The organism is Methylomicrobium lacus, assembly GCF_041897535.1.
Lineage (GTDB): Bacteria > Pseudomonadota > Gammaproteobacteria > Methylococcales > Methylomonadaceae > Methylomicrobium > Methylomicrobium lacus_A.
Genome location: NZ_CP169217.1, coordinates 2,585,513 through 2,611,168 on the forward strand (window position 1 = coordinate 2,585,513; position 25,656 = coordinate 2,611,168).

21 protein-coding genes, 1 tRNA gene and 1 pseudogene are annotated in these 25,656 nt (G+C 56.4%); 8 read left to right on the forward strand and 15 right to left on the reverse strand.

Annotation, left to right across the window (positions count from 1 at the left end; all coding sequences use genetic code 11):
* Positions 1–82 precede the first annotated feature (82 nt).
* The 3 genes from ACEPPP_RS11395 to ACEPPP_RS11405 all read right to left on the reverse strand — a co-directional run bounded on the left by ACEPPP_RS11395 (position 83) and on the right by ACEPPP_RS11405 (position 2,498).
* Complete coding sequence (locus ACEPPP_RS11395) at positions 83–961, reverse strand: DUF6387 family protein (protein ID WP_374086774.1); 879 nt, start codon at positions 959–961, stop codon at positions 83–85.
* 19 nt (positions 962–980) lie between these two features.
* Positions 981–2,234 (reverse strand): tyrosine-type recombinase/integrase, encoded by a 1,254-nt coding sequence (locus ACEPPP_RS11400; RefSeq protein WP_374086776.1) that lies wholly within the window; start codon positions 2,232–2,234, stop codon positions 981–983.
* 177 nt (positions 2,235–2,411) lie between these two features.
* Positions 2,412–2,498: transfer RNA gene (locus tag ACEPPP_RS11405), tRNA-Leu, on the reverse strand.
* Positions 2,499–2,588: 90 nt separating this feature from the next.
* Between ACEPPP_RS11405 and queA the strand changes: the two genes are divergently transcribed.
* Positions 2,589–3,608 carry a tRNA preQ1(34) S-adenosylmethionine ribosyltransferase-isomerase QueA gene (gene queA / locus ACEPPP_RS11410; RefSeq protein WP_374086777.1) on the forward strand — a complete coding sequence of 340 codons (1,020 nt, stop codon included), beginning with the start codon at positions 2,589–2,591 and terminating at the stop codon, positions 3,606–3,608.
* A gap of 30 nt (positions 3,609–3,638) precedes the next feature.
* Here the strand turns inward: queA and ACEPPP_RS11415 are convergent, their stop codons facing one another.
* Positions 3,639–4,265: a helix-turn-helix transcriptional regulator gene (locus tag ACEPPP_RS11415; protein WP_374086779.1), complete on the reverse strand. Its 627-nt coding sequence runs from the start codon at positions 4,263–4,265 to the stop codon at positions 3,639–3,641.
* Positions 4,266–4,517: 252 nt separating this feature from the next.
* Here ACEPPP_RS11415 and ACEPPP_RS11420 point away from each other — a divergent pair, with 252 nt between their 5' ends.
* Positions 4,518–4,886, forward strand: coding sequence for a group 1 truncated hemoglobin (locus ACEPPP_RS11420; protein WP_374086781.1), 369 nt, complete (start codon positions 4,518–4,520; stop codon positions 4,884–4,886).
* Between the two features lie 61 nt (positions 4,887–4,947).
* Positions 4,948–5,934 (forward strand): 2Fe-2S iron-sulfur cluster-binding protein, encoded by a 987-nt coding sequence (locus tag ACEPPP_RS11425; protein WP_374086783.1) that lies wholly within the window; start codon positions 4,948–4,950, stop codon positions 5,932–5,934.
* On the opposite strand, the gene ubiD is transcribed toward ACEPPP_RS11425, so the two are convergent.
* From ubiD to ACEPPP_RS11460, 7 genes are all read right to left on the reverse strand, one after another.
* Complete coding sequence (gene ubiD / locus ACEPPP_RS11430; RefSeq protein ID WP_374086785.1) at positions 5,935–7,398, reverse strand: 4-hydroxy-3-polyprenylbenzoate decarboxylase; 1,464 nt, start codon at positions 7,396–7,398, stop codon at positions 5,935–5,937.
* Positions 7,395–9,434, reverse strand: coding sequence for an oligopeptidase A (gene prlC / locus ACEPPP_RS11435; RefSeq protein ID WP_374086787.1), 2,040 nt, complete (start codon positions 9,432–9,434; stop codon positions 7,395–7,397). The genes ubiD and prlC overlap by 4 nt, the downstream gene beginning before the upstream one ends.
* 105 nt (positions 9,435–9,539) lie before the next feature.
* Positions 9,540–10,316 (reverse strand): pentapeptide repeat-containing protein, encoded by a 777-nt coding sequence (locus tag ACEPPP_RS11440; protein WP_374086789.1) that lies wholly within the window; start codon positions 10,314–10,316, stop codon positions 9,540–9,542.
* Positions 10,317–10,372: 56 nt separating this feature from the next.
* Positions 10,373–10,801 (reverse strand): NINE protein, encoded by a 429-nt coding sequence (locus ACEPPP_RS11445; RefSeq protein WP_374086791.1) that lies wholly within the window; start codon positions 10,799–10,801, stop codon positions 10,373–10,375.
* 78 nt (positions 10,802–10,879) lie between these two features.
* Positions 10,880–11,323, reverse strand: a complete 444-nt coding sequence (locus ACEPPP_RS11450) for a universal stress protein (protein ID WP_374086793.1) — start codon at positions 11,321–11,323, stop codon at positions 10,880–10,882.
* An 8-nt stretch (positions 11,324–11,331) separates the two neighbouring features.
* On the reverse strand, positions 11,332–11,841 hold the full coding sequence (locus ACEPPP_RS11455; protein ID WP_374086798.1) for a hypothetical protein: 510 nt from the start codon (positions 11,839–11,841) through the stop codon (positions 11,332–11,334).
* A 61-nt stretch (positions 11,842–11,902) separates the two neighbouring features.
* Positions 11,903–13,795: an ATP-binding cassette domain-containing protein gene (locus tag ACEPPP_RS11460; protein WP_374086800.1), complete on the reverse strand. Its 1,893-nt coding sequence runs from the start codon at positions 13,793–13,795 to the stop codon at positions 11,903–11,905.
* 312 nt (positions 13,796–14,107) lie between these two features.
* Here ACEPPP_RS11460 and ACEPPP_RS11465 point away from each other — a divergent pair, with 312 nt between their 5' ends.
* On the forward strand, positions 14,108–14,890 hold the full coding sequence (locus tag ACEPPP_RS11465) for a TIGR01458 family HAD-type hydrolase (protein ID WP_374086802.1): 783 nt from the start codon (positions 14,108–14,110) through the stop codon (positions 14,888–14,890).
* Between the two features lie 6 nt (positions 14,891–14,896).
* Here the strand turns inward: ACEPPP_RS11465 and ACEPPP_RS11470 are convergent, their stop codons facing one another.
* Positions 14,897–15,649 carry a hypothetical protein gene (locus tag ACEPPP_RS11470; protein WP_374086804.1) on the reverse strand — a complete coding sequence of 251 codons (753 nt, stop codon included), beginning with the start codon at positions 15,647–15,649 and terminating at the stop codon, positions 14,897–14,899.
* A 298-nt stretch (positions 15,650–15,947) separates the two neighbouring features.
* On the opposite strand from ACEPPP_RS11470, the gene ACEPPP_RS11475 reads away from it, so the two are divergent.
* Both ACEPPP_RS11475 and ACEPPP_RS11480 read left to right on the forward strand, forming a co-directional pair.
* A complete protein-coding gene (locus tag ACEPPP_RS11475; protein ID WP_374086806.1) occupies positions 15,948–16,478 on the forward strand; it encodes a hypothetical protein in 531 nt (176 codons plus the stop codon).
* A 141-nt stretch (positions 16,479–16,619) separates the two neighbouring features.
* Positions 16,620–17,073, forward strand: a pseudogene (locus ACEPPP_RS11480) (IS5 family transposase); the annotation flags it as partial.
* 143 nt (positions 17,074–17,216) lie between these two features.
* On the opposite strand, the gene ACEPPP_RS11485 reads toward ACEPPP_RS11480, so the two are convergent.
* The 3 genes from ACEPPP_RS11485 to polA all read right to left on the reverse strand — a co-directional run bounded on the left by ACEPPP_RS11485 (position 17,217) and on the right by polA (position 23,000).
* On the reverse strand, positions 17,217–19,460 hold the full coding sequence (locus ACEPPP_RS11485; protein WP_374086808.1) for a fused MFS/spermidine synthase: 2,244 nt from the start codon (positions 19,458–19,460) through the stop codon (positions 17,217–17,219).
* Between the two features lie 157 nt (positions 19,461–19,617).
* Entirely contained in the window at positions 19,618–20,112 is a 495-nt protein-coding gene (locus ACEPPP_RS11490) for a DUF2934 domain-containing protein (RefSeq protein WP_374086810.1), read from the reverse strand.
* A 182-nt stretch (positions 20,113–20,294) separates the two neighbouring features.
* Complete coding sequence (gene polA / locus ACEPPP_RS11495; protein ID WP_374086812.1) at positions 20,295–23,000, reverse strand: DNA polymerase I; 2,706 nt, start codon at positions 22,998–23,000, stop codon at positions 20,295–20,297.
* A gap of 311 nt (positions 23,001–23,311) precedes the next feature.
* Between polA and ACEPPP_RS11500 the strand changes: the two genes are divergently transcribed.
* The gene (locus ACEPPP_RS11500; protein WP_374086814.1) at positions 23,312–24,424 is read left to right on the forward strand and encodes an IS5 family transposase; all 1,113 of its coding nucleotides are present in this window, start codon (positions 23,312–23,314) and stop codon (positions 24,422–24,424) included.
* Between the two features lie 58 nt (positions 24,425–24,482).
* Positions 24,483–25,619: an SMP-30/gluconolactonase/LRE family protein gene (locus ACEPPP_RS11505; RefSeq protein ID WP_374086816.1), complete on the forward strand. Its 1,137-nt coding sequence runs from the start codon at positions 24,483–24,485 to the stop codon at positions 25,617–25,619.
* Positions 25,620–25,656 lie beyond the last annotated feature (37 nt).

Here is a 25,656-nt window from a genome sequence, read left to right on the forward strand (position 1 = left end):
ATATTTTTCGCAGTTTGAAGAGATAGAATTTAGGCTATTTCGTCTTAGTGTGAATTAAGAATTTTTTGATAGCGGGATGATTTTAAGCTTTTTTCATCCCAACTATTTTTTCAAAGACACTCTGTGCTGATAGTGCTTTATGAATATGGTTTTTCATTACTCTTTCGGCTTCTGGTTTGGTAACTTGCCTTAAGCGTCCAACAATATCAACATTATATTCATCAGGAAATATCATTTGGGCCAACTTGTGTTGAGTGAGCTTTCTTCCTTCTATTTTCGCTATAAGCGTTAAATCAAGGTATGGGATAATACGATAATCAATCCAATGATTAAAATCTTTCTGTGATATTAAATTTTTTCGACTAATTAAATCAACTTGTTTTCGGTAGTGTGTAAGCCAGTGATCAAAGTCTTTTATAATTTGCTCGTTTGTTGAATCTAGATTGACCGCCACATAAGCTAGGGGGTGGGGGCTATTCGATTGTTGTCTAAGATTAACATCATGCGGAGTCCAGGCAATTTCTGTTAAATTGCGATCTGGAATTAGACTTAATTTATCGTCATAGCGGTTTGCATCAAGCTCATACATGTGATTGCAAGCCTCCCACACTTGTGAAAGATTGGGATTTGTCGCTAATTGAGCCAGTTCATAAGAAGAAAGGCTGTTTACAGAAAACGTTGAAAATGGGTCACCATTTAATATGGAATTTACTTTGTAATTCAAACCAGCATCTGCGTTTTCATTAGATATTACGACGCCTTTCTTTAATGCTTCTACTTTTTTTAATAAGAAAGTGCGAGGAGGTCTGCCCGGTTGACAAGGGCTATCGCTTTCAATACTGCTGAAGTAGATTTGATGACGAATACTGAGGGCTTTTGCCCATCCGTCAGTTGACATCGTTTTTAACGCTTCATAGTTCTTTAAATCAAACCAGCTTGTATCAATTTCTACTTTAGTCATTGGTCAATTTCAGTATGTTTTATCCGATTTTCTTGATCGGGATTATTTGGGCTCCATTCTTCAAGCCGTCAAGATAATCAGCCCAAGCCTGCATCATGCGCCGCCGCTCATCTAGGTATTGCGCCCGGTTGTAGGCGGCTCTAACCTGATCCTTAGGCATGTGGCACAATTGCCGTTCAATCGCGTCAGGGCTCCAACCTTGTTCGTTCAGAAGGGTTGATGCGGTTGTTCTGAATCCATGCGCTGACATCGAATCTTTGTCATATCCTAGGGTTCTTAGCGCAGTTCTGATGGTACCGTCTGACATTGGCCGCCCATCGCCCCGGATTGAGGGAAAAACATAACGTCCCGATCCGGTTAGCGGCTTTATTGCTTCCAAAATGGTGATTGCTTGTGCCGATAGAGGGACAATGTGTAGAACGTTGGTCTTAGTAACAAATGGCCTCCACTCACGTTCTACTAGGTCAACATCCTTCCATTCCATTTGTCGGATTTCGCCGGGACGTTGAAATAAGAGCGGCGATATTCTCAAGGCGCATTGCACAACAAAAGTTCCTTCATAGCTGTATATGTCCCTGAGCATTTGACCTACCTCTTTCTGTTCAGTCAATGCAGCTCGGTGTTTTACCTTTTGGGGTGGAATCTGTGCGGCAACCGCTTGCGCCGGGTCGTAATCAGTGAATCCATGAGCTATTGCATAAGCGAAAGCTGCGCCTATCTCGCTATGCAGTCGGTGAGCTGTCTCCAATTCCCCTTTTGCAATGAGTGGTTTGAGCAGGCTGTAAATATTGGGCGACTTGATCACGGCTATTCCCATTTGACCAATCGACGGGAAGACATGAAGTTCAAAACGTCTGACTTTCTTTTGGTGGGTTTTGTCGGTAACCGTGTGTAAAAGAGATGCTAACCACTCACGAGCCACATGCTCAAAGCTATTAATGGCTGGTAAGCCAGCATCGATTCGTTTTTGATTTTCCGCCTCGATCTGTTTGGCTGCTTTGATTTCTTTGCGAGTGTCGCTGGGGTCCACACCATTGGCAACCTTAGCGCGGGCTTCTTCGGCTTTGCGTCGAGCATCGGCCAAACTTGTTGCAGGGAAAACTCCGAGTGATAAAGTTTTTCGCGTGCCGTTGATGGTGTAGTCAAGTCGCCACCATTTCGCGCCAGTGGTCTTGATGAGTACATACAGACCGTTGCCGTCATTCAGTCGCTTATCTTTGTCGCCGGGTTTGGCGTTGCTGACTGTTACAGGTTTCAGTAATTCTTTCGCCATGCAGTAACCTCGATTTGCAGTAACTTTTGGGGTGGGGGCGAAAACTACTGTAAATGTTACTGCTGTTTTTGTCGAATGTTACTGTATTCCGTTGTACTTCGTTGGGCATAAAAAAACCCGCGAAGCCAGAAGACTTGCGGGTTTTTGGAGTTCTTTGCACGGCTCTGAACCATAATCTGGTACCGAGGGTCGGAATCGAACCGACACGATGTCACCATCACCGGATTTTGAATCCGGCGCGTCTACCAGTTCCGCCACCCCGGCAAAGAAGTTGCTATTATACGGAAATAAATTACAAATTGGCAAGCATTTTTTTTACAATAGGTCATCACCCCCATAAATGACCTGGCGTTCATGAAGAAAAGCGATTTCTTTTACCTCCTCCCCGACAACCTGATTGCCCAGCACCCCCTGCCCGAACGGCAGGCGAGCCGGCTGTTGTGCATGCAGGCGCCCGACTGGCAGATTCAGGACCGGATGTTTACCGATTTTATCGAGTTGATCGATGCGAAAGACTTGCTGGTATTCAACGACACCCGCGTGATTCCCGCCCGCCTGTTCGGCAAGAAAGCGACGGGCGGCAAGGTAGAAATTCTGATCGAACGCATTCAGGATGCGCACCATGCGATCGCGCATGTCCGCGCCAGCAAATCGCCAAAACCCGGGGCGCGGATTGAACTGGATCAGGCGCAGTCATGCCGGGTGTCGGGCCGGGCGGGCGATTTATTCGAACTCGAATTTGATTCGGCGCTGCCCGAACTGCTCGATCGCATCGGCCATGTGCCGTTGCCGCCTTATATTGCCCGCTCCGACGAGAGCGAAGATTTAAGCCGTTATCAGACGGTGTTCGCGAAAGAGCCGGGCGCGGTGGCCGCGCCGACCGCGGGCCTGCATTTCGATCTGGAGACGCTGGCGAAAATCGCGGATAAAGGCGCGGCAACCGCTTTCGTGACGTTGCATGTCGGCAGCGGCACCTTCCAGCCGGTGCGGGTCGAAAATCTGGCCGAGCATGTGATGCACCACGAATTTTTCTCGGTTTCTTCCGAAACGGTGGCGGCGGTGCAGGAAGTCCGCGAGCGCGGCGGCCGGGTCATCGCGATCGGCACGACCGCGGTCAGGGCGCTCGAATCGGCCAGCCGAAGCGGCCAGTTGCAAACGGGCTGCGGCGACACCAATCTGTTTATCACGCCCGGTTACCGATTCAACACCGTCGATGCGATGCTGACCAATTTCCATCTGCCCGAATCGACTCTGCTGATGCTGGTGTCGGCCTTTGCAGGTTACGAGCGGATCATGACGGCGTATCGGCATGCGATCGAGCAGTCTTACCGCTTTTTCAGCTATGGCGATGCGATGTTTTTGGCGAGGCGTTGACGCGGCGGGGAGAGAGGAAACGCTTTGCGGCTAAGGCTTGATCCGAAATTTGCACACGCATCCGCCCTTGGCCATGCACTCGACGTGATCGATGTCCTGGTTCAACAGGGTCGTCATCAGGGCTCTGTCGAATTCGCAGACCTCCTCAAATTTTTGCGTCAGATCGTGGTAGACGCAGTTGAACGCTTCGATCGACGGCTGGCCCCCGTCCGCCGCAGTCAGTCTGGCCTGAAAGCCGAGTTCGTTCATGATGCGGACCAGTTCGGCGTGCCGCTCTTCATTTTGCTTGCCCGCAAGTTGGGGCAGCAAGCCTTGCGCCAGCGAAGTCGCCAATTGATGTAAATAGCGCTGGAACGCCTCGGCGCCCATCTCCTGCTTCAAATTGGCCAGAATCAGCTCGGCAAACCAGGCGTATTGTTTCGGAAAGCTGTTGATGCCGGCTTCGGTCAGCACAAATACGCGTACCGGGCGCCCCGCCGTCTTATTCAACATGCCCATTTTGACATAACCGTCGCGTTCGAGCTTGTCGATGTGCTGCTGCACCGCGTTGCGCGAAATCTCCAGTTTTCCGGCAATTTCGTCGATGCAGAGGCCTGCCTTGAAATTCAATAACAGATCAAGAATTTGTTGTTGCCTTGAGCTAATGCCTTCAGCCATATAAAGCCTATTTATTAAATCTTCATTAATGCCCATCATAGCAAATCCTAGGTCCTGCGACTAGGAAACTCTTCTTCGAAAGAGGCCGAATGATGTCTGTTTCGTCTAGGTTGCAATATTTTTATTGCTTTTGCAATAAAAATATTGCAAAAGTGTAATATCGAGTTAAAATTATCTCGCGGTTTCATTCGATAGTCTCGAACACAGACCGCACGAGAGAGGTTTAATTTCCAATATCATGAGGCATCAACAATGAGCAATTCACTCTACGAAAGAATCGGCGGCGAGGCGGCGGTCAATGCTGCGGTGGATCTTTTTTACCGTAAGGTACTGAGCGATTACCGGATCAACCGTTTTTTCGATTCGACCGACATGGACGCCCAGGTCGCCAAGCAAAAAGCGTTCTTTACCTATGCTTTCGGCGGTCCGAACAACTACACCGGCAAGGACATGCGCAGCGCGCACGCGCGCCTGGTCAAGATGGGTATGAACGGTTCGCATTTCGATGCGGTGATGGAGCATCTGGGCGCCACGCTGCATGAGTTGAACGTGCCTGAAGACTTGATTGCCGAAGCCGCCGCGATTGCGCTGAGCGCGCGGTCGGATGTTCTGGGCTTATAAATGCGATGGCAAGCCGTGATTTGCCGAGCGGATCACGGCTTGATTTTGCAAGGAGGTTACTATGTTTGACCTAACGATCAAAAACAACCGCGTCACCTGCCGTCCGGGCGAAACAGTGCTCGACGCGCTCTTGCGCGAAAACATCAATATCCCTTACGGCTGCAAGGCGGGCGTCTGCCAGAGCTGTGTGGTGCAAAGTCTCGACGCCAGACCGCCGGTAAAAGCGCAGGGGGGGCTGAAAGACACCCTGAAAAGCAGCGGGCATTTTTTGGCCTGCCAATGTCATCCCGAGCAGCCGATGACGCTGAAATTGTCCAAAGAGGCGGCAAGTTTTGCCGATGGCAGGGTCGTCGCCAACGAGCCCTTGAATCGAAACACCCAACTGCTGATCATCGAAATTCGTGACGCGGACCGCTACCGGGCCGGCCAATTCGTCAATCTGCAACGCAGCGACGGCCTGACGCGCAGCTATTCGATCGCGAACATTCCGCATGCTTCCGGTGCCCTCGAATTCCATATCCGCCGTCTGCCGGGCGGACGTTTCAGCACCTGGGTGCATGAGGAACTGAAGGTTGGCGATTCGATCCCGGTTTCGGAACCGCAGGGCCAATGCTTTTATCTTCCCGACCGCAAGGACCAGGGGATTCTGATGATCGGCACCGGCACCGGCCTGGCGCCGCTGGCGGGCATTCTGGCCGATGCGTTGGCGCACGGGCACTCGGGACCGATCGGTCTTTTTCACGGCAGCCGCGAGCATGAAGACCTCTACCATGTCGATCAAATGCGCGCACTCGCCGAACGGCATCCCAATTTTTCCTACACGCCTTGTGTTTCTAGCGGCGATGCGCCGGAAGGCATTATCCAAGGGCGGGCCAATGAGGCGGCCCTGGCCGCGCACCCCGATTTGTCCAGTTGGCGCGTGTTTCTGTGCGGTCACCCGGACATGGTCAAGACGGCCCAAAAACAGGCTTACCTGAAAGGCGCAAAGCTGGCCGACATTTACTGCGATGCGTTCGTGGTGGCGGCCGAGCAAGCGCCCGTCGCCTAATTAAAACAAACTGTCCCACATCGCATCGACCTTCTTGACGACGGCTTCGGTCATCGCAATCGTCCGGCCCCATTCCCTGTTGGTTTCGCCGGGCCATTTGTTGGTCGCGTCGAAGCCGACTTTCGAGCCGAGACCGGATACCGGCGAGGCGAAGTCGAGATAGTCGATCGGGGTGTTTTCGAGGATCGTCAGATCGCGTGCCGGGTCCATCCGGGTCGTGATCGCCCAGATCACGTCCTGCCAGTTGCGCACGTCGACATCGTCGTCGACCACGATCACGAACTTGGTGTACATGAACTGGCGCAGGAAAGACCAGGTGCCGAACATGACCCTTTTCGCGTGGCCGGCGTACTGCTTCTTCAGGCTGATCACGGCCATCCGGTACGAGCAGCCTTCCGGCGGCAGGTAGAAATCGACGATTTCCGGGAACTGTTTTTGCAGGATCGGCACGAACACCTCGTTCAGCGCGACGCCGAGGATCGCCGGTTCGTCGGGCGGGCGGCCGGTATAGGTGCTGTGATAGATCGGGTTGTGGCGCTGGGTGATCTTCTCGATCGTGAACACCGGGAATTCGTCGACTTCGTTGTAATAGCCGGTGTGATCGCCGAACGGGCCTTCCGGCGCGGTTTCGCCCGGATAGATGAAGCCTTCGAGCACGATCTCGGCGCTGGCCGGGACCTGCAGCCAATCGTTGCTCAGGCAGCTGGCGACCTCGGTCTTGCTGCCGCGCAGCAGCCCCGCGAACGCATATTCGGAGAGCGAATCGGGCACCGGCGTGACCGCGCCGAGGATCGTCGCAGGATCGGCCCCGAGCGCGACCGCGACCGGATACGGCTCGCCCGGGCGGGCTTTCTGCCATTCCCGGAAGTCGAGCGCGCCGCCGCGATGGGCCAGCCAGCGCATGATTACTTTGTTCTTGGCTATCACCTGCTGGCGGTAGATGCCGAGATTCTGCCGTTCCTTGAACGGCCCCTTGGTGATCACCAAGGGCCAGGTGATCAAGGGGCCGGCGTCTTCCGGCCAGCAGGTCTGGATCGGATAGTGACTTAAATCGATGTCGCCGCCTTCGATCACTTCTTGCTGGCAGGGTGGATCCTTGACCAGTTTCGGGGCCATGTTCAGGACCTGCTTGAATACCGGAAACTTTTCGAGCGCGTCCTTCATGCCTTTCGGCGGTTCGGGTTCCTTCAGATAGGCCAACAGTTCGCCGATGCCGCGCAATTCACCGACCGAGTCGGCGCCCATGCCCATCGCGACCCGGTGCGCGGTGCCGAACAGATTGCCGAGCACCGGAATGTTCGAGCCGACCGGGTTTTCGAACAACAGCGCCGGGCCGCCTTGTTTCAAGGTGCGGTCGCAGATTTCGGTCATCTCGAGATAGGGATCGACAGGGACTTTGACGCGTTTGAGTTCGCCTTCCTTTTCGAGTTGTGCGATGAAGTCGCGGAGGTCTTTGTATTTCATGCCGCGATGCCGTTATGCCGGAGCAAGGCGTCGATCGTCGGCTTGCGGCCGCGGAATTTGACGAATAGGTCCATCGCGTCCTCGCTGCCGCCTTTTTCGAGAATCTGGGTCAAAAACGCATGGCCGGTTTCCGGGTCGAAGATGCCTTTTTCCTCGAACAACGAAAACGCGTCGCTGGACAGCACTTCGGCCCATTTGTAGCTGTAATAGCCGGCCGCATAGCCGCCCGCGAAGATGTGCGAGAAGCCGTGCGCGAAACGGTTGAAGGCCGGCGGCTGGACGACAGCGACCTGCTCCCTGACCTGATTCAAGGTTTCATAGATGCGTCCGCCCTTGTCAGGATCGTAGTCGCGATGGATGCGGAAGTCGAACAGGCTGAATTCGAGCTGGCGCACCATCAGCATGCCGGCCTGGAAATTTTTCGCCGCCAGCATCTTGTTCAATAAGTCGTCGGGCAAGGGCTCGCCGCTTTGGTAATGGCCGGACATCAAGGCCAGCGCGTCCTTCTCCCAGCACCAGTTTTCCATGAACTGGCTCGGCAATTCGACCGCGTCCCATTCGACGCCGTTGATGCCGGACACGCCGAGGTGATCGACCCGGGTCAGCATGTGCTGCAGGCCGTGGCCGAACTCGTGAAACAGCGTCGTGACTTCGTCGTGCGTCAGCAGCGCAGGCTCGTTGCCGGTCGGCGGGGTGAAATTGCAGGTCAGATAGGCGACCGGGATTTGCACGGCGCCGTCGATTTTCTTGCGGCCGACGCAGTCGTCCATCCAGGCGCCGCCGCGTTTTTTCGCCCGCGCGTACAGGTCGATGTAGAATTTGCCGCGCAGGTCGCCGTTTGGGTCGGTGATTTCGAAAAAACGCACATCGGGATGCCAAATGTCGACAGCATCCGTCTCGGCAATCCGCAGTCCGTACAATTTTTCGACGACCGCGAACAGGCCGGGCAGGACCTTGGTGATCGGGAAATACGCCTTGACCTCTTCCTGCGACAGTTGGTAGAAATGCTGGCGCATTTTTTCGGAGTAATAGCCGATGTCCCAGCTTTGCAGGTCGCCGATGCCGTAATGGGCCTTTGCGAATTCGCGCAGCTCGGCCAGATCGCGGCGCGCCTGCCGCCAGGATTTGTCGGCCAGGTCTTCGAGAAAACCGATCACGTCGTCGGGTTTCTCGGCCATCTTGGTCGCCAGCGACAGTTCGGCAAAATTGGCGAAACCTAAAAGGCGCGCCTTTTCGTGGCGCAGCGCGAGGATCTTTTCCATGATTTCGCTGTTGTCCCAGCGGCCGGCCTGCGGGCCCTGATTGGAGGCGCGGGTCGCGTAGGCTTCGTAATGTTCGCGGCGCAGTTCGCGGTTGTCCGCATAGGTCATCACCGCGTGATAGGACGGAAATTGCAGCGTGATCATCCAGCCTTGCTGGCCGTTTTGTTCGGCGGTCTGCCGGGCCTGCGCCAGGGCCGAAGCGGGCAGGCCGGTCAGGTCGAGTTCGTTCGTGATCAGTTTCGACCAGCCGTTGGTCGCATCGAGCACGTTTTCTTCGTAGGTGCTCGCAAGCTTCGACAATTCCTGGCTGATTTCCTTGTAGCGCTGCTTTTTCTCGGCGTCGAGATCGATGCCGGACAAATGGAAATCGCGCAGGGCGTTCTGGATGATCTTTTGCTGGGCGATGTCGAGGCTGGCGTATTCGGCGCTGCTTTCGATCGCCTTGTAGGCTTTGAACAAGGCCTCGTTCTGCCCCATCTCGGTCGCATAGGCGCTCAGTTTCGGCAGGCAGGCGTTATAGGCTTCGCGGAGCGCGTCGCTGTTGACCACCGAATTCATGTGGCTGATCGGGGACCAGGCCTTACTGAGCCGGTCTTCGGCGTTTTCGATCGGCTCGATCAGGTTTTTCCAGGTGTAATCGCTTGTCGCGTTCAGGCAGTTTTCGACGGTCGCGCGCGCCTCGGCCAGTAACTGGTCGATCGCGGGTTCGACATGCTCGGGTTGAATTTGGGAGAACAGCGGCAGTTCGGTATTGGCCAATAATGGGTTGCTCATCGGGTGTCCAGTCATCAAATCGGTTTTGCGCCTTGATAAGGCGGCGTGTGGTCGGCAGAGTTTCTGCAGTGAATCAATTGTTTGCGGCGGGTTGTGCCTTCGGTGTTAATCAAAAATCGCCGATTGCAGGTTTTTCGCCGCGTCCAGCCCCTTGATCGTGGATTTGTTGCCGATGCCGGTCAGGCGGGTTCCCGCCAGATTGGCGCCGGTCAAGTCGGCGTCTTCGAGGTGGCTGCCGGACAGATCGGCGCCGCTCAAATCGGCGTCGGTCAAATCCGCGCCGGATAAATCGACGCTGGACAGCACCGCGTTGTTCAGCCGGCTGCCGCGGAGGTTCGCATGCCGCATCAGTCCGCGGCTCAGGTCGGCATGGCTGAGGTCGGCGCCTGAAAGGTTGACATGATTCAGGCTGACCCGCATCAGTCCCATCGGCTGGTTCTTCATGTCCGCGCCCCACTTCGCATGCGCCAGATTGGCATGGCTCAGATCGGCATTGTCCAGATTCGCGATGATCCGGCTGCCGGCAAGATTGGCATGACTCAGGTCGGCGCCCATGATCGAGACGCCGAAAATGCTGGTGTTGGACAGGTCGGCCCCGGACAGGTTGATCTTGGTCATCACGGACAAGTCCAGATTCAGGCCCGATAGATTGCTGCGGCTGAAATTCGCTCGGCGCAGGTCGGCTCCCCAGAGGTCCGCCTGCCGAAAATCCAGACCGGAGAGGTCCAGGTCGGTCAAATCCTTGCGGCGCAGATCGGCCGGATGCGCTTTGTCGGCCGCGGCGAGGCGTTTTTCGACTTCGGCGCGGTCAAGATCGGCCGCGAAAACCGCAGCGCAAAAGCCTAGCGCCAGCAGGCCGGATCCAATGGATCGGATATTCATACGGGTGGAACTCCGGATAGTGATGTTTGATTAAATCCTGAGGGCGAGCACCGCCGCTATTTCAAAGGGCGGCCCTTCGCATCCCGGTCGAACTTGCTAGCGAACAGCAGTACCGCTTCGACAAAGCCCCATTGCGGCACGAACACCATGAAGCCCGCGCGCAACAGAAAGGCGGTCAGGATGATTTGAAAGAAGCCGATCTTGTAATAGCCCAGATAAATCCGCCCGAGCCCCGCCCAGCCGAAAAACAAGGAGAGTGCGCCGGCCAGATATTTGTATTTGACGGCCTTCGGCTCTTCGGTATAAGTGCCGACCAGGGCCACGCGCACGGCCTTGCCGTTTTCCAGTTCGAAGCGGATGTCGTCGTCTTGATCGGGTGGCACCTCATCGGTCCAATCCTCTAACGCAAACGGATAAGTCTGTCCTTCGCTGTCGATTAGGCCGGTCCCGGCTTCGGGATCGAAACTTGCAATTTTTCCTATCATTTTCCCCTACCTTAATGTGAAAGACTGCCGCCGTCGGATTGCTGCCGCGTGGCGGAGGCCTGATTTATTCTACTTATTTTATGGATTCTGCAAGCGCACCGCCAGCACGTCGCAACGGGCATGATGCAGCACGCCGTTGGCGGTCGAGCCCAGCAACAGCGCCAAGCCATGGCGTCCGTGCGAGCCGACCACGATCAGATCGACCGCGTTTTCTTCGGCGATACGTACGATTTCCTGCTTCGGGCTGCCGGTTTCGAGCCAGGTTTGCGCTTCCGGAACGCCCAATTTCGCCGCCAGTTCGGCCAGTTTTTTCCGGCCGAGCGCGATAAACTCCTGCGACAAATCCATTTCGAAAGGCACCAGCACGTCATTCGCCGGATCGCCTATCGGCAAATTATCGACCACATGAATCAGGCTGAGCTTGGCGCCGTAGCGCGCCGCCAGTTCCTGCGCGCGCTCGATCACGATCGCCTGTTGGTCGAAAAAATCCACCGCCAATAAGATATGTTTGTATGTTTTCACCCTTCCTCCTAACCGATGCCGTTTTCATGTCCGAAGAATATGGCCAGCAGTACAAAACCGACCAAAAAAGCCAGCGCCCAGCCCAGGCTGAGCCAAATATTCGGCGCCAGCGCATGATAGACGATGTGCGCGGTAACCGCGCAAAACCAGGCGGTGATGCCGATCAAGATGATCGCCGCGAGGCCTCCGGGCTGCCCGGCCAGCAACATCAAGACGGCCGGTAACGCCAGAAAGCCGATCAATGCATAGGCCCCGAAAAATGCGCTCGCGACCTGATAAAAGCGGTTCAGATGCCGGCTCGCATGCAGCATCGCGGCGCTGAACAGCCCGATATAAACGATTTCGGTGCCGGTCTCCAGGAGCGCGCGGAGCAGATGGCCGCCGCTGTAACGCATCAAAATCCGGACGCCTGCGAAGGCGGCGGCGGTTATTTTGAGCAAGGTCAGCGAATAAGGCAAATCCTCCGGGCCTTTTTTCAAGCGGCAAATCGAGAAGAGCAGAACGATCAATTCGTACATGGGGTGGCCTGCCTGGATTCTTAGTGTTATCGTGTTTGCATGCGCCGCCCGTGTGCCGAGATCAGTCCTGCTGGGCCGCCGCGAGTTTTTCCTCCGCCTCCAGCCAGAGCGCCTCGGCGTCTTCGAGCGCCTTGTCCACCTCAACCTTTCTGGCCATCACCTCTTTCAGCCGGTTTTTTTCCGAGTCCTGATAAATGCCGGGATCGGCCAGTTGCTGTTCCAGTTGCCGCTGTTCCTGATGGAATTTTTCGACCGCCTGTTCGGCTTTCTTCAGCGCATCCATCAACGGTTTGTTGCGCTGCCGGCGTTCGGCATCGAGCTTGCGTTGGTCCTTGCGGTTGATGCCGGACGCGGCCTCGGCCGCCGTGTCTTTCACGTCGCCTTTTTTCTGCTCGCCGAGCCAGTTTCTGTAATCGTCCAGATCGCCGTCGAAGGGCTCGACCTTGCCGTCCGCGACCAGGAGCAACCGGTCGGTGACCGAGCGCAGCATATGCCGGTCGTGCGATACGGTGACCAGGGCGCCCTGGTAATCCTGCAGCGCCATGATCAGGGCCTCGCGCATTTCGAGGTCCAGATGGTTGGTCGGCTCGTCGAGCAAGAGCAGGTTCGGGTTCTGGTAAACCAACAGAGAGAGCACCAGCCGCGCTTTCTCGCCGCCCGAAAACGGCCGCACCGGCTCCATCACCTTGTCGCCCTGAAAATCGAAGCCGCCGAGGAAATTCCTGAGGTCTTTTTCGGTCGCCTGCGGGTCTAGTCTCTGGAAATGCCAGAGCGGCGATTCGTCCATGCGCAGTTGTTCGAGCTGATGCTGGGCGAAATAACCGATCTTCAGGTGCATCGACTCCTGTCTGTCGCCGGACAAAGGTCGCATCGCGCCGGCCAATACCTTGATCAGGCTCGACTTGCCCGCGCCGTTCGGCCCCAAAAGCCCGACCCGGTCGCCCGGCGACAGCGACAGGCCGGCTTTTCGGATCACTATCTTGTCGCCGTAGCCGATGTCCGCCTTATCCAGCGTCAACAGCGGGCTCGACATCCGGCCGGGCTCCGGGAAACTGAAATGGAAGGGCGAGTCGACATGCGCCTGCGCGATCAATTCCATCCGCTCCAGGGCCTTGATCCGGCTCTGCGCCTGCCGTGCCTTGGTCGCCTGCGCCTTGAAGCGGGTGATGAAGCTTTGAATGTGCGCGATTTCGCGCTGCTGCTTCTGGAAGGCGGCCTGTTGCTGCGCGAGCTTCTCGGCGCGCATCCTTTCGAATGCGGAATAGTTGCCGGTATAGATGTTGACCTTGCCCTGTTCGAGATGCACGATGTGATCGGTGATCGCATCGAGAAAATCGCGGTCGTGCGAGATCAGCAGCAGGGTGCCGGGGTACCGGCACAGCCAGTCCTGCAGCCAGATCACCGCATCCAGATCCAAATGGTTGGTCGGTTCGTCGAGCAGCAGCACGTCGGAACGGCACATCAAGGCCTGCGCGAGATTCAGCCGCATCCGCCAGCCGCCTGAAAAGGAGCCGACCTGGGCCTGTTCCTGCGCGGGTTTGAAGCCGAGACCGCTCATCAGCCGCGATGCGCGCGCCTGCGCCTCATAGCCGCCGATCACGTCGAGCGCGGCATGCAGTTCGGCCTGTTTCAGGCCGTCATGGGCCGCTTCGGCCGTTTGCAGTTCGCCTTGCAGGCGGCGCAGCTCGCGGTCGCCGTCCATCACATAGTCGATCGCGCTGCATTCGGCGGCCGGGGTTTCCTGCGCGACATGCGCGATTTCGAGATTCGGCGGCATCGAAAAATCGCCGGCGTCGAGATGCAGTTCATCCCGGATCAGCGCGAAAAAACTCGACTTGCCGGCCCCGTTCGCGCCGGTAATACCGACCTTTTCGCCCTGATGAATCGTAAAAGACGCCTCGTCGAACAGCAGTCTCGCGCCCCGGCGCAGGGCGATATTTTTGAAATTGAGCATTAAAAATCAGCAATAAATCAGTAATCCATAGGAACGCAAGAATAACATGAAACAACTTCTCTGAGTGTTCGAAAATACGTGCCCTGCGGGCGCCTGACGGTTTTGCCGCGTTGCCGGGCCGAAAGTCGCGGTCGATTGGGGCGAACAGCCGCCGTCTGAGGCAAGGCTTTTGTAATCGACTGGTGGCGCAGGGAGACGGCAGGATAATTGCGGCAGGGACGGAGTCTATGTATCGACACAACTTTTTTGGGCACGGTAGGCGCCGATTCTGCAGCGCGTCCCCCTTCTTCCCCGCACCCTAACGGATCTTGGATGGCAGCTTTATCTTCAATACGCGGCATTCTGTTCGATCTCGACGGCGTCCTGTATGTCGGCTCAACGGTGCTTGAAGGTGCCATCGAGGCCGTCGATCAGATAAAACGACGCGGCTACCGCTGCCGATTCATCACCAACACCAGCACCTTATCGCGCCCTTCGCTGCATCAAAAACTGACCGGTCTCGGTTTTGGCATCGCCGAAGGCGAAATTGTCAGCGCGACCCGCGCCGCCCTGATCCACCTGCAACAATTCGACGATCCGGTCTGCCATTTGCTGCTGGCCGATGACGTCAAACAGGATTTTCGGCATTTCAGGCAGTCGGACAGCAAGGCCGATTTCGTCATCATCGGCGATATCGGCGAGGCCTGGTCCTACGCGCTGCTCAATCGGGTTTTCAACCTGCTGATCAACGGCGCCGAGCTGATCGCGATCCACAAAAACCGCTTCTGGCAGACCGAACACGGCCTGCAAATGGACGTCGGCGCCTTCGTCAGCGCCCTGGAATACGCCAGCCAGAAACAGGCCACGATTATCGGCAAGCCGTCGCCGGATTTTTTTAAGGCCGCCCTGACCGAACTGGGCTTGCCGCCGGAGCAGGTCGCGATTGTCGGCGACGACATAGATTCCGACATCGGCGGCGGCCAGGGCGCGGGCCTGACCGGCATTCTGGTCAAAACCGGCAAATACCGGCAAGCCTATGCGGACAACAGCCCGGTCGTGCCGGACCGGCTCATTGCATCGGTTGCCGATCTGCCCGATCTTTTGCCAGGGTTGTAAGCTGCCTTATGTCCGGCAATACTCCATCGTCGGTGTCACGGCTTTGATTTCATAGTGGCTTTCGGGTTTCATGATGAACTCGCTGGCGCCGACTTCGCTTTTTTTGTTGCCCCAGTCGTAGGTGTAGCCCAGGCCGGTCCAGGGCACGCCGGCGCTGCTGCGGAAACTTTTAAAATACAGGTCCCGATAAAAGGCGCGGTAATCGGCGATTTTCTCCACCTTGGGCGGCTCGCCGGCGAAATCGCGGCCGCAAGTTTTGTCGTCGGTTTGCGGATCGACACAGGGACGGAACAGGTCGGCAGGGTCTACCCACATTTCGACGAACACGTCGTATTGCCATTGTGAATCCAGGCCTAAATATTGTTTCAGCCGCAGGTCGACCGCGTCTTTGGCGATCTTAGGTTTCGCCGCGGCAAATTCGGAACACAGCTTTTTGGCTTGCGGTGCCGTAGTGACCCAGACCGCGTATTCCGGATTGTCCGAGGTTTTATCGTAGGGCTTCAAAAACCGCTCGTAAGCGCCTTGCGCCTTCCAGGTCGCGACCAATATCTTGCTTTTGTCTTCGTTCCAGACGAGGTTCGGATTGTCTTTCGAGATCGGAATCAGGTTGTTTGAAATCTCGCTCTCCTCGGCGAAGGCCGCATCCTCGACGGCATGGCGATAGGCTTTGTCCACCCCGGTTGCCGCCGCATCGAAAGCCAGCGCGGCCGAAAAAACGCCCAGAAAAAGCTGGGACCGGCTGTATGCTATTTTAAACATCGTATTGCTCTCCCCAAAAAACTGATGAACGGTTAAGTACTTATCTTTTTGCGTTCGAATGACGCCATTGCTGTAGCAAAGGTAAACCGACCTGCCGGGAAATCCGATTGCGTAGCGCGCATTTTTGACGGACGGCTTACGAGGCCAGAGTCTAACACGAATGCTCTTAATAATAGCTTGTCGTCACATGATAGGTATCCGCTCCAAGGGGTAGCACGAAACCACCGAACTTAGGGGCCGAAAATACTGGATTGCTATACAATGGTCCACTGACCATCAGCGCTTTGAGAATCGAACTATGTTGAAAAAAATCATCGCGAAAATCGCCGATATCGTTTTAGGGGTATTGGTGACCGTTTATATCGTTCTGGAAGAACTGGTTTGGGAAAACATCGCCGAGCCGATCTACACCTTCATCCATGGTCTTGCCATCCTGCAGAAAGCCGAGGCGTTTATTGACAGGCTCAATCGCCATGTGCTGCTGGTGCTCTTTTTGGCGTTGTTTATCCAGGTGGAGTTACTGGGTATTTTCGCGCTGAAGCTGATAGGCACAGGCAAGGTGGTCGCCGGGACGGCGCTGTATGCGGGTAAAATTCCGGTTGCCGCGTTCACTTTTTGGCTCTTTCGGGTAGCAAAAGAGAAACTGATGACATTCGGGTGGTTTAAACAGGCTTACGATTTAATCCTATTGATCATCGAAAGGATTAAATCGAGCGCTATTCACCAAAGCATCGTGGCAAGGCTTAGAACGGGAAAGGCATGGTTGAAAACGCGCTTGTCCCCTGCCAGGCTATATATCAATAGGCTGATCGAAATACTGAGAAGTTAGAGGGCTTGCCATTTTACAATCATGCCTTTGAAACGCTGTTGGATTGGCCCCACTAATTGAATTTTTTCAGTCACAAAGAAAAAGCCATCGATGCCGCGACAACTGTTTACGGATGAACATTGAAACAAATTTAAAACCGTCCTGCTGAGTTTGGGGATTTATGACAAACCCACGCTTCGGCAAACAGTTGAAGGCATTTTTATCGTATGCGAGCCGGCTGTCTTTGGAGAGACTTGCCGGCAGCCTTTGGCAAATGGAATGCGGTCTATAAGCGATTCAATGCCTGGTCGCTTCAAGAAAAATTAATGGGGCTCTTTCAGGCACTGGTTGTGGCGCCGGATTTGGAATGGGCATTCATTGACTGCAGTATCGTGAAAGCCCACCAGCATAGCAGCGGCGCAGCCCATGAACAGGAAACGGCGATCGGGAAATCGGTTGCGGGCAATACGACTAAAATTCACAGGGTTGTTGATGCGGGCGGCCTTCCCATCCATTTCTCTGTCACCGGAGGGAAGTCCATGACTGCAAAGAAGCCCCGGAGTTGGTGGCCAAACTTCCCCCGGTTGAGTACGTGGTCGCTGACAAAGGCTATGACAGGTTTGAAGGCGTCATCGCCTTGGCCTGTGTTTTCATCTGGCTACCGATGTGAAACGGCAACAGCCCCTAGAATTCGCGATAAAAAAAGCCCGCCCTTCCGTAGAAGGGCGGGCTTTTTGTTTGCGTCTTACCCCGGAGCGCCTATTTCCAGATCGTGACGATATTCGTGAAATCGTCGGTCCACGGCTTCAGGCCGAAGGTAATCGGCAGCTTTTGCCATTTGCCGAGGCTGCTGCTGCGCAATGGATCGAGCGTCTCCGATTTTTTCGCCATCACCACCCAGTCGGTGGCCGCAACCAGCGGAATTTCCTGCTGCGGGACGAACTCCTGGAGCAGCGCATCATAATGCAGTTGCTTGGCGTGATCGGCCAGCACCTTTTTCAACGCCAGATGGCGGTTGGTGATATGCAGCGCGAGAATGCCGTTCGGCTTCAGCTTCTTGAAATACAACTGAATCGCTTCCTGCGTCAACAAGTGTGTCGGAATCGAATCGGAGCTGAAGGCATCGATCACATATAAATCGAATTTTTGATCCGGTTCTTTTTCGAGCGACAGGCGCGCATCGCCGACGCGCATGGCCACCTTCGGATTGCAGCCGCTGATATAGGTGAAGTATTTCGGATTGCTCGCGACCTCGACGACCAGAGGGTCGAGTTCGTAGAAGGTCCAGCTTTGCGTCGGCTTCGCGTAGCAATTCAAGGTGCCGGCGCCGAGACCGACGACGCCGATCTCCCAGTTTTGATCGACAGCGTCGAAAACGCTGAACACCTGCCCGATAGGCCCCGGCCGGCTGAAATAGGTCAAAGGCGTCAGCGCATGTTCGGCCGTCAGGCGCTGCGCGCCGTGCTTGGTCGTGCCGTGATAAAACTCGTGGTATTTCTCCGGTTCCCCCTGCTCGTTGGTCAATACGCTTTCCCGGACCGACAATACGCCGAAAAAGGTGCGGTCCTGGTACAGCGTGTTCGACAACAGACCGTGCAGCCCCATCGTGAAGAAAATCAGGATGCCGGTCGACAAAGCCATCGTCAACGGACGGTCCCTGAATGCGTAGAGCAAACCGGCCAACACCAGGAGGCCGACGCCGATCGTGTCGAGATATTCCGGCAGATCATGGATGCCCAGATACACCGCGATGCCGAACACCAGCAGCAGAACCGGGAACAGTGCCTGTTTCAGCCAGTCGATCTTGTCGCTGCCGAGGGAAAGTTTAAGGCCCGGACGCAAGAGCAGTGCGGCTACGATCATGATCGGGTATTCATAAACGCCGTTGAACACGAACGGCGCGACGAAGGTGTTGAACATGCCGCCGAGCATGCCGGCGAAGGACATGATCAGATAATAGGTAGTCAAATGCCGGGTATGCGGCCGGGCTTTCGCCAGCTCGCCGTGGCAGACCATCACCGCGATGAAGAACGCGGCCAGATGCAGCGCCAGATTGACCCAGTACGGAATGATCGCCGGATTGATGAACGAATAGGCGATGAACGGCAAGAGCACCATCGGCTGTAGCTTGACCATCCAGGGATGAATCAGGTCGTGCCATTTCGAAAACACGATGATGAAGGTTAGGAGGTAAAGCGTCAACGGGATGATCCAGAGCAGCGGCACCGAAGCAATGTCGGTGCTGATGTAATTGGTCAGACCGAGCAGCAGGCTCGAAGGCACCAAGGCCAGAACCAGCCAGTGCAACCGGGTCAGAGGGCTCAATTCATCATCCGCCCCATTGTCATCCTCTACGACCGGATTTTGCTGCTGCGATTTCCATAACATGAAGGCGCAGCCGGCAATCAAGAGGCACAACAGCACATAGCCGATGCTCCAGTCCGACCGTTGCTGATCCAGCCCGATATTCGGCTCCAACAGAAACGGGTAACTGAGCAGCGCGATCAAACTGCCGGCATTGCTCGCCGCATACAGATAATAAGGGTCATGGCTGGTATGGTGGCCGACGTTGGCAAACCATTTCTGGATCAACGGTGCGGTGGTCGAGACCACGAAAAAAGGCAGGCCGATCGCGATGAACAAGGTCCACAGCAGCCAGAAAGTCGGATTGCTTTCGGTCGGCGGCGCGGCGTTTTCGGGCATCGCGACCGGCAGTGCCAGCAAACTGACCAGCATCAATCCGCCATGGATCAGCACCTGCCGATGGGTGTTTTGCCGCGTCGACAGCAGGTGCGCATACAAATAGCCGAGAAAAAGCAGCGTTTGGTAAAACACCATGCAGGTATTCCAAACCGACGGCGATCCGCCCAAGAGGGGCAGCAGGATTTTGCCGAACATCGGCTGCAGCACGAACATCAAGGATGCGCTGCTGAACAGGGTCGCGGCAAACAAAAAGATCAGAGATAAACGGCGGTCGTTCGAGTTTTCTGAAGGCAGGCTCATAGTGGTTTAAAGCGGCTCGCTAATTATTATTTTTTGAGGCGCTAATGATAAAGCATTTGGCCGCTAATGAGACACTTTAATCCGGAATCGGGGTAAAAATTCGCCGATTTCACGGCAGAAGGCAGTGGAAGATAAACGCGCGATCGCTCTAAGCTCCTTAGCCGTATCGTTTCCAATCCGCGATCATTTTTTTGCACTCGGCGCGCCATTGGCAATCGTTGAACTGACTGCAGGGGTCTTCGGCGTCGATCCTGAAACATGGCAACAACTGACAGGCGCATTGAATCGCCTGGATCAGATCGGTCTTCGAATGAATCTGGTCTGGATGTTCGACGCCGATCGAAAAAGCCAGTCTTTGCAGGCCGACCAGGGTCACCTCGCCGTCTTCCTCCAGGAGGATCAGATAGTCCTGAACCTGGCGCTTGGCATAGTCGAGTTCGGCCTCGAACCAGTCTTCCCAGTCGTGGTTCGGCACAAAGCCGCGTTTTTCGGCCTTGAAATACGCGGCGACCGCAATCCATTCGTGGCGTTTTTGGCTTTCCTCGGCCCAACGTTCGCCGCAGGCTTGAGCACTCGGCGTAGCCTTGGGCGAGATTTCGTCGTTTGGCTCGATCGGCAAGGGCAACCGGCGATTCTCGGGGCTCGTGTTCATGCAACTTTTCTTGTGTTGAGTAATCCGGACGGGTCTATTGACCTCGATCGGATAAGATTAGTGCACTTTTTATAGGGTATAAGTGTTTAAACTATTGGGCTGCTTAGCACGGATGCAGGAAGATATTACCCATAAATATCGGGGGGCAAGCGATCTCGTTCGGAGCGGCCTAACGCCGCCGGTTAATGCGCTTCATCCCAATTGTCGCCGACGCCGACGTCGACGAGCAGAGGGACTTTAAGATCGGCGGCCGAATTCATCAGCGCCCTGATCCTGGCCATGCAATGATCGAGCCGGTCTTCGGCGACTTCGAACACCAGTTCGTCATGCACCTGCATGATCATCTTCGCGTCCACGCGTTCCTCGGTCAGCCAGCGGTCGGCCGCGATCATCGCGCGCTTGATGATGTCCGCCGCGGTGCCCTGCATCGGCGCATTGATCGCGGTGCGTTCGGCATACTGGCGCTGCGCCGCGTTACGTGAGTTGATGTCGGGCAGATACAACCGACGCCCGAACAGCGTTTCGACATAGCCCTGCTCGCGGGCCAAGGCCCTGATCGAATCCATGTAGTCCTTGACGCCGGGATAGCGCGCGAAATAGAGGTCGATATACGACTGCGCCTGGCCGCGCGTCAGGCCGAGCTGCTGCGCCAGGCCGAACGACGACATGCCGTAGATCAGCCCGAAATTGATCGCCTTCGCCGAACGGCGCAGATCGTGCGTGACCTGCTCCGGCGCGACGCCGAACACTTCCGCCGCGGTCGCGGTATGCACGTCGAGGCCTTCGCCGAACGCCTTCAACAAGCCCGCGTCGCCGGACAGATGCGCCATGATGCGCAGTTCGATCTGCGAATAGTCGGCCGCGACGATCTTGTAACCCGGCGGCGCGATGAATGCCTTGCGGATCTTGCGGCCTTCCTCGGTGCGTATCGGAATGTTTTGCAGGTTCGGATCGGACGACGACAGCCGCCCGGTCGCGGCGACCGCCTGATGATACGAGGTATGGATACGGCCGGTATTAGGGTCGACCTGCTCGGGCAGCTTGTCGGTATAGGTCGACTTCAGCTTGCTAAGGCTGCGATGCTCGAGAATCAGCCTGGGCAAGGGATAATCGACGGCCAGTTCCTGCAAGACCGACTCGTCGGTCGATGGCTGGCCTTTCGGGGTTTTCTTCAGCACCGGCAGTTGCAGGCGGTCGTACAGGATCTCCTGAATCTGTTTCGGCGAACCGAGATTGAAGCTGTGCCCGGCCAGATCGTGCGCATGGTGTTCGAGGCTGACGATTTGATTGGCCAGTTCCATGCTTTGCTGCGCGAGCATGTCGGTGTCGATCGCGACGCCGTTGCGCTCGATGCGGGCCAGCACACTCAAGAGCGGCACCTCGATTTCCTGATAGAGCCGGTACAGCGCGTCATGCTCCGCGAGCAGCGGCCGGAGCCGTTGATGCAGGCGCAAGGTGATGTCCGCGTCCTCGGCCGCATACGGGGCGGCCTGTTCGATCGCGATTTCCTCGAAGGAGAGCTGCTTCGCGCCCTTGCCGGCGATGTCCTCGTAATGGATCGTGTCGACGCCGAGATATTTCTTCGCCAGATCGTCCATGTTGTGTTTGGTCGCGGTGCTGTTATAGACGTAAGACTCCAGCATCGTGTCGTGCGCGACGCCTTGCAGATCGATGCCTTCGTTCGCGAGCACATGCAGGTCGTATTTGAGGTTCTGCCCGAGTTTGGCTTTTGCGGGATTTTCGAGCAGGGGACTCAGGCGTTGTAGGGCCCAAGTTTTGTCGAGCTGCTCGGGCACGCCGGGATAATCGTGCGCGAGCGGCACATACGCCGCATGGCCGGCCTCGACCGCGAACGAGACGCCGACGATGCGTGCCTTGCTGTAGTCGAGACTGGTCGTTTCGGTGTCGAACGCGAACAGCTCCGCGTTGTCGAGTCTGGCGAGCCAGCGCTCGAAATCTTCTTCGCAGAGCACCGTTTCATAGTCGGCTTTGCCAGGCGGCGTTTCCGGATCGGATGCAGCCTGCGCGGCCGTTTCGCTGCCGAGCGCCTTCAGCCAGGAGGTAAAACCGAATTCGGAAAGCAATGCTTTCAATTCGGCAGGATCTGCCGGTTTGCGGTCGAGAGCTTCGATGTCGTAAGGCAGGTCGATGTCCCACTTGATCGTGGTCAATTGTTTCGACAGCGGCAGTTGTTCGAGGCTCGCGCGCAGATTTTCGCCGATCTTGCCGCTGATCTTGTCCGCATTCGCGATCAGATTGTCCAGCGAATCGTACTGTTCGAGCCATTTCGCGGCCGTTTTCGGACCGACCTTCGGCACGCCCGGGATGTTGTCGACCGCATCGCCGATCAATGCCAGGTAATCGATGATCTGATCCGGCCGGACGCCGAATTTGTCGATCACGCCCTGGACGTCCATCCGGCTGTTGTTCATCGTGTTTTCGAGCAAGATGTGCGCGTTGACCAGTTGCGCCATGTCCTTGTCGCCGGTCGAGATGATCACCTCGAAGCCGAGCTTTTCGGCCTTCTTCGCCAGGCAACCCAGCACGTCGTCCGCCTCGATGCCGGACTCGACGATCAGCGGCAATCCCATCGCCCGCACCAATCGGTGCAAGGGTTCGATCTGGCAGCGCAGATCGTCAGGCATCGGCGGCCGGTGCGCCTTGTATTGATCGTAAAGCTCATGGCGGAAAGTCTTGCCGGGCGCATCGAAGATCACCGCGAAATGGTCATCCGGGTAATCATTGAGCATTTTCCTGAGCATGTTCGAGACGCCGTACACCGCGTTGGTCGCGAGCCCCTCTGGGCTGGTCAACGGCGGCAGCGCATGATAGGCGCGGAACAAAAACGACGAGCCGTCGACGAGAATCAGGCGTTTGGAAGTGGTCATAACAGCAGGTAAAAGGATAAAGGCGCAAGGCTAAAGGAAAAAGGCGCGCGGCGCAAGGCACGTCAAACGCTTTCGTCTCGTGTCCCTCCCTTTGAGTCAGGCGCCGCCCGGTAGCGGCGCCCTTAACTGGCGATTCGGCAGGAGCCAAGGTAAAACCGACAAAACTTTAAGAGGGTTTCAGCGAACCTTCAGGTCTTCGGAAACGGCTACGGCGATAATGTTTTCGGTCCTGAAGAAAACTCGCCTTTAGAGGGTGTAGACAAAATAAAGTAAAATAGGAGGCTTCTAGAATTATATCAAAAAGTCGAGTGATGAAGCGTAGCGGCCGACCTGCCAAAATAACCGCTGGGGATTTAGAGATACTCAAGGAACTGACCGCGGAGAAACCAACGGCGACATTGGAAGAACTGGTCAAAGCCTTTCAGGAGCGCACTTCGCGCTGCGTCCACGGCGCCACGTTACGCAAAGCGCTGACGGCCGCGGGCATCCAGCGGATAAAACCGGCAAAGCGTTCGGCGGCGATTGGTAAGACGGCGGATGCTAAGCTCAAACGGTATGGTTATCAGGAACGCCATCGTCAGCCAGTGCAAGACGAACGCTATGCGAGTTCGCTGACGGATGCGGAATGGGCGCTGGTGCAAGACTTGTTCGAGCCTGAAGGCGGACGGGGAGTGCCGGAGAAGGTGTCGCGACGCACCATGGTCGATGCGTGTTGCTATGTCGTCCGCACGGGCTGTGCGTGGCGCTTGTTGCCGAAAGATTTCCCGCATTGGGATAACGTCTACAAAACCTTCCGGCGCTGGAGCGCACAAGGTCGTTTCGAGGCCATGCACGATCGTCTGCGGCAGATGTGGCGTGTGCGCGAAGGGCGGGAAGAGGAGCCCAGCGCCGCGGTTTTGGATGCGCAAAGCACGCGCAGTTCGCCGCAGGGCGGGCCTTCCGGTTACGACGCCGGCAAAAAGGTCAAAGGCCGCAAACGCAATCTTGTGGTCGATACCTTAGGGCTCGTCTTGGCCATCAGCGTATGTGCCGCCAGTCTGCAAGATCGCGATGCCGGCACCGAGGCGATCGCCCGTGCTGCTGCCAAGTACCCGACCGTGCAACGCCTGTTTGTCGATTCGGCTTATGCCGGGCAATGGGCGGCTACGGTCCAGCAACAGCACGGCGTCACGGTGGAAGTCGTTCGCCATCCGGCGAATCGGAATGTAGGACGGTGGGCGCAAGCCGGTCAGCACGATTTGTTCCCTGAAACGTTGACCACCGGCTTCACCGTGTTGCCTAAACGTTGGGTGGTCGAGCGTACCCACGCCTGGAACGAGCGCGCCCGCCGCCTGATCATGCATCACGACCGCCTGACCGATGTCTCTGAAGCCTGGGTTTGGCTCGCCGAAGCGAGAATTCTCGCCAGTCGGCTGACAGGGTAGTTTATTTTGTCTACACCCTCTTAGGAAGAACTGATAAATTAACACAACAGGGGGGCTCATGATGAATCGTGTAACAGTATTCAATCCGTACCCGATAAAAGGGTGTTGGGTTCGCGGCGCACTGGCGTTGCAGGCGCTGGCTTTGGTCGCGCTCGCCATCCCTACGGCAGCATACGCCGGCCAGTATGGCGACATCGAGACGTTTGCCGCCGTGCCGTCCGCGCCGGGCTTTCCGGAGGGCATCTCGGTGCAGGGCAATCGGGTTTATGTCTCGGGGCCCGCAACGGCCGGCACCGCCGGGACCGGCCCCTCCCAGGTTCTGGTTTACAAACGCAATTCCGGCCAGTTCGAGAGTACGATTACCGTTGCCGGGGAAAATACCGCGTTTGAGCATGCCCTGAGCTGCAATGCGGTCGACAGGAAGCAGCGGCTCTACACGCTGACCGCGCAGCTGTTTGCGCCGCCCGAAGAGCGGAAAGGCATCTTGCGCTTCACCAAGAAAGGCAAATCCTATCTGCAGGAGACCTATTCGGAAGCCTTTCCCAACCTGCCGTCCTGCGCATTCGGCCCGGATTTCCCCGGCGCTTGCTCCCTGCCTAACGATCTCGCCTTCGCCGATGACGGTAATCTTTATGTGAGCGATTCGTTCCAGGGCGTCATTTGGCGAGTCCCGCCCGGAGGCGGCGCGCCGCTGGTGTGGCTGCAAAGCCCGCTGCTTTCCGGCGGCGGTCAGTTTCCGATTGGCGTCAACGGCATTCGCCTGGATCCTTCGAGACAGCATGTCTATTTTTCGGTCACTTTCTCGGCCGCGAATCCGGGCGTCGGCGCGATCTATCGGGTGCCGTTGGTTCAAGAACCCGTTGCGGCGGACGTAGAACTGGTGCATGAATACGCTCAGGGCGAGGCGCCGGACGGTTTTGCATTTGGCCGCTCGGGTAATTTGTATGTGGCGCTTGCCGCGGCCAATCAAATTTCGGTGCTGGCGCCGGACGGCAGCGAAATTTCTCGGATAGCGAGTCAAGCCGGCGACGACATTCCGCTCGACGCGCCGGCGAATATTGCTTTCGACAATGCGAGAAGATCCTTGCTCGTGACCAACCATGCCTCGTTCAACCCGAATCCGGATCACTTCGCGGTTCTGAACGTCTTTGTGAACGACGTGGCGGCTACGCTCGCAAAACCCAGCCTGCCTTAGCTCCGCCGCCCCGAAACGAGCTCCAACGCGTTTCGGG

Coding starts and splice junctions, on each gene's coding strand:
- ACEPPP_RS11395 (WP_374086774.1), bottom strand. CDS start 961: ATGACTAAAGTAGAAATTGATACAAGCTGGTTTGATTTAAAGAACTAT.
- ACEPPP_RS11400 (WP_374086776.1), bottom strand. CDS start 2,234: ATGGCGAAAGAATTACTGAAACCTGTAACAGTCAGCAACGCCAAACCC.
- queA (WP_374086777.1), top strand. CDS start 2,589: ATGAAGAAAAGCGATTTCTTTTACCTCCTCCCCGACAACCTGATTGCC.
- ACEPPP_RS11415 (WP_374086779.1), bottom strand. CDS start 4,265: ATGGCTGAAGGCATTAGCTCAAGGCAACAACAAATTCTTGATCTGTTA.
- ACEPPP_RS11420 (WP_374086781.1), top strand. CDS start 4,518: ATGAGCAATTCACTCTACGAAAGAATCGGCGGCGAGGCGGCGGTCAAT.
- ACEPPP_RS11425 (WP_374086783.1), top strand. CDS start 4,948: ATGTTTGACCTAACGATCAAAAACAACCGCGTCACCTGCCGTCCGGGC.
- ubiD (WP_374086785.1), bottom strand. CDS start 7,398: ATGAAATACAAAGACCTCCGCGACTTCATCGCACAACTCGAAAAGGAA.
- prlC (WP_374086787.1), bottom strand. CDS start 9,434: ATGAGCAACCCATTATTGGCCAATACCGAACTGCCGCTGTTCTCCCAA.
- ACEPPP_RS11440 (WP_374086789.1), bottom strand. CDS start 10,316: ATGAATATCCGATCCATTGGATCCGGCCTGCTGGCGCTAGGCTTTTGC.
- ACEPPP_RS11445 (WP_374086791.1), bottom strand. CDS start 10,801: ATGATAGGAAAAATTGCAAGTTTCGATCCCGAAGCCGGGACCGGCCTA.
- ACEPPP_RS11455 (WP_374086798.1), bottom strand. CDS start 11,841: ATGTACGAATTGATCGTTCTGCTCTTCTCGATTTGCCGCTTGAAAAAA.
- ACEPPP_RS11460 (WP_374086800.1), bottom strand. CDS start 13,795: ATGCTCAATTTCAAAAATATCGCCCTGCGCCGGGGCGCGAGACTGCTG.
- ACEPPP_RS11465 (WP_374086802.1), top strand. CDS start 14,108: ATGGCAGCTTTATCTTCAATACGCGGCATTCTGTTCGATCTCGACGGC.
- ACEPPP_RS11470 (WP_374086804.1), bottom strand. CDS start 15,649: ATGTTTAAAATAGCATACAGCCGGTCCCAGCTTTTTCTGGGCGTTTTT.
- ACEPPP_RS11475 (WP_374086806.1), top strand. CDS start 15,948: ATGTTGAAAAAAATCATCGCGAAAATCGCCGATATCGTTTTAGGGGTA.
- ACEPPP_RS11485 (WP_374086808.1), bottom strand. CDS start 19,460: ATGAGCCTGCCTTCAGAAAACTCGAACGACCGCCGTTTATCTCTGATC.
- ACEPPP_RS11490 (WP_374086810.1), bottom strand. CDS start 20,112: ATGAACACGAGCCCCGAGAATCGCCGGTTGCCCTTGCCGATCGAGCCA.
- polA (WP_374086812.1), bottom strand. CDS start 23,000: ATGACCACTTCCAAACGCCTGATTCTCGTCGACGGCTCGTCGTTTTTG.
- ACEPPP_RS11500 (WP_374086814.1), top strand. CDS start 23,312: ATGAAGCGTAGCGGCCGACCTGCCAAAATAACCGCTGGGGATTTAGAG.
- ACEPPP_RS11505 (WP_374086816.1), top strand. CDS start 24,483: ATGATGAATCGTGTAACAGTATTCAATCCGTACCCGATAAAAGGGTGT.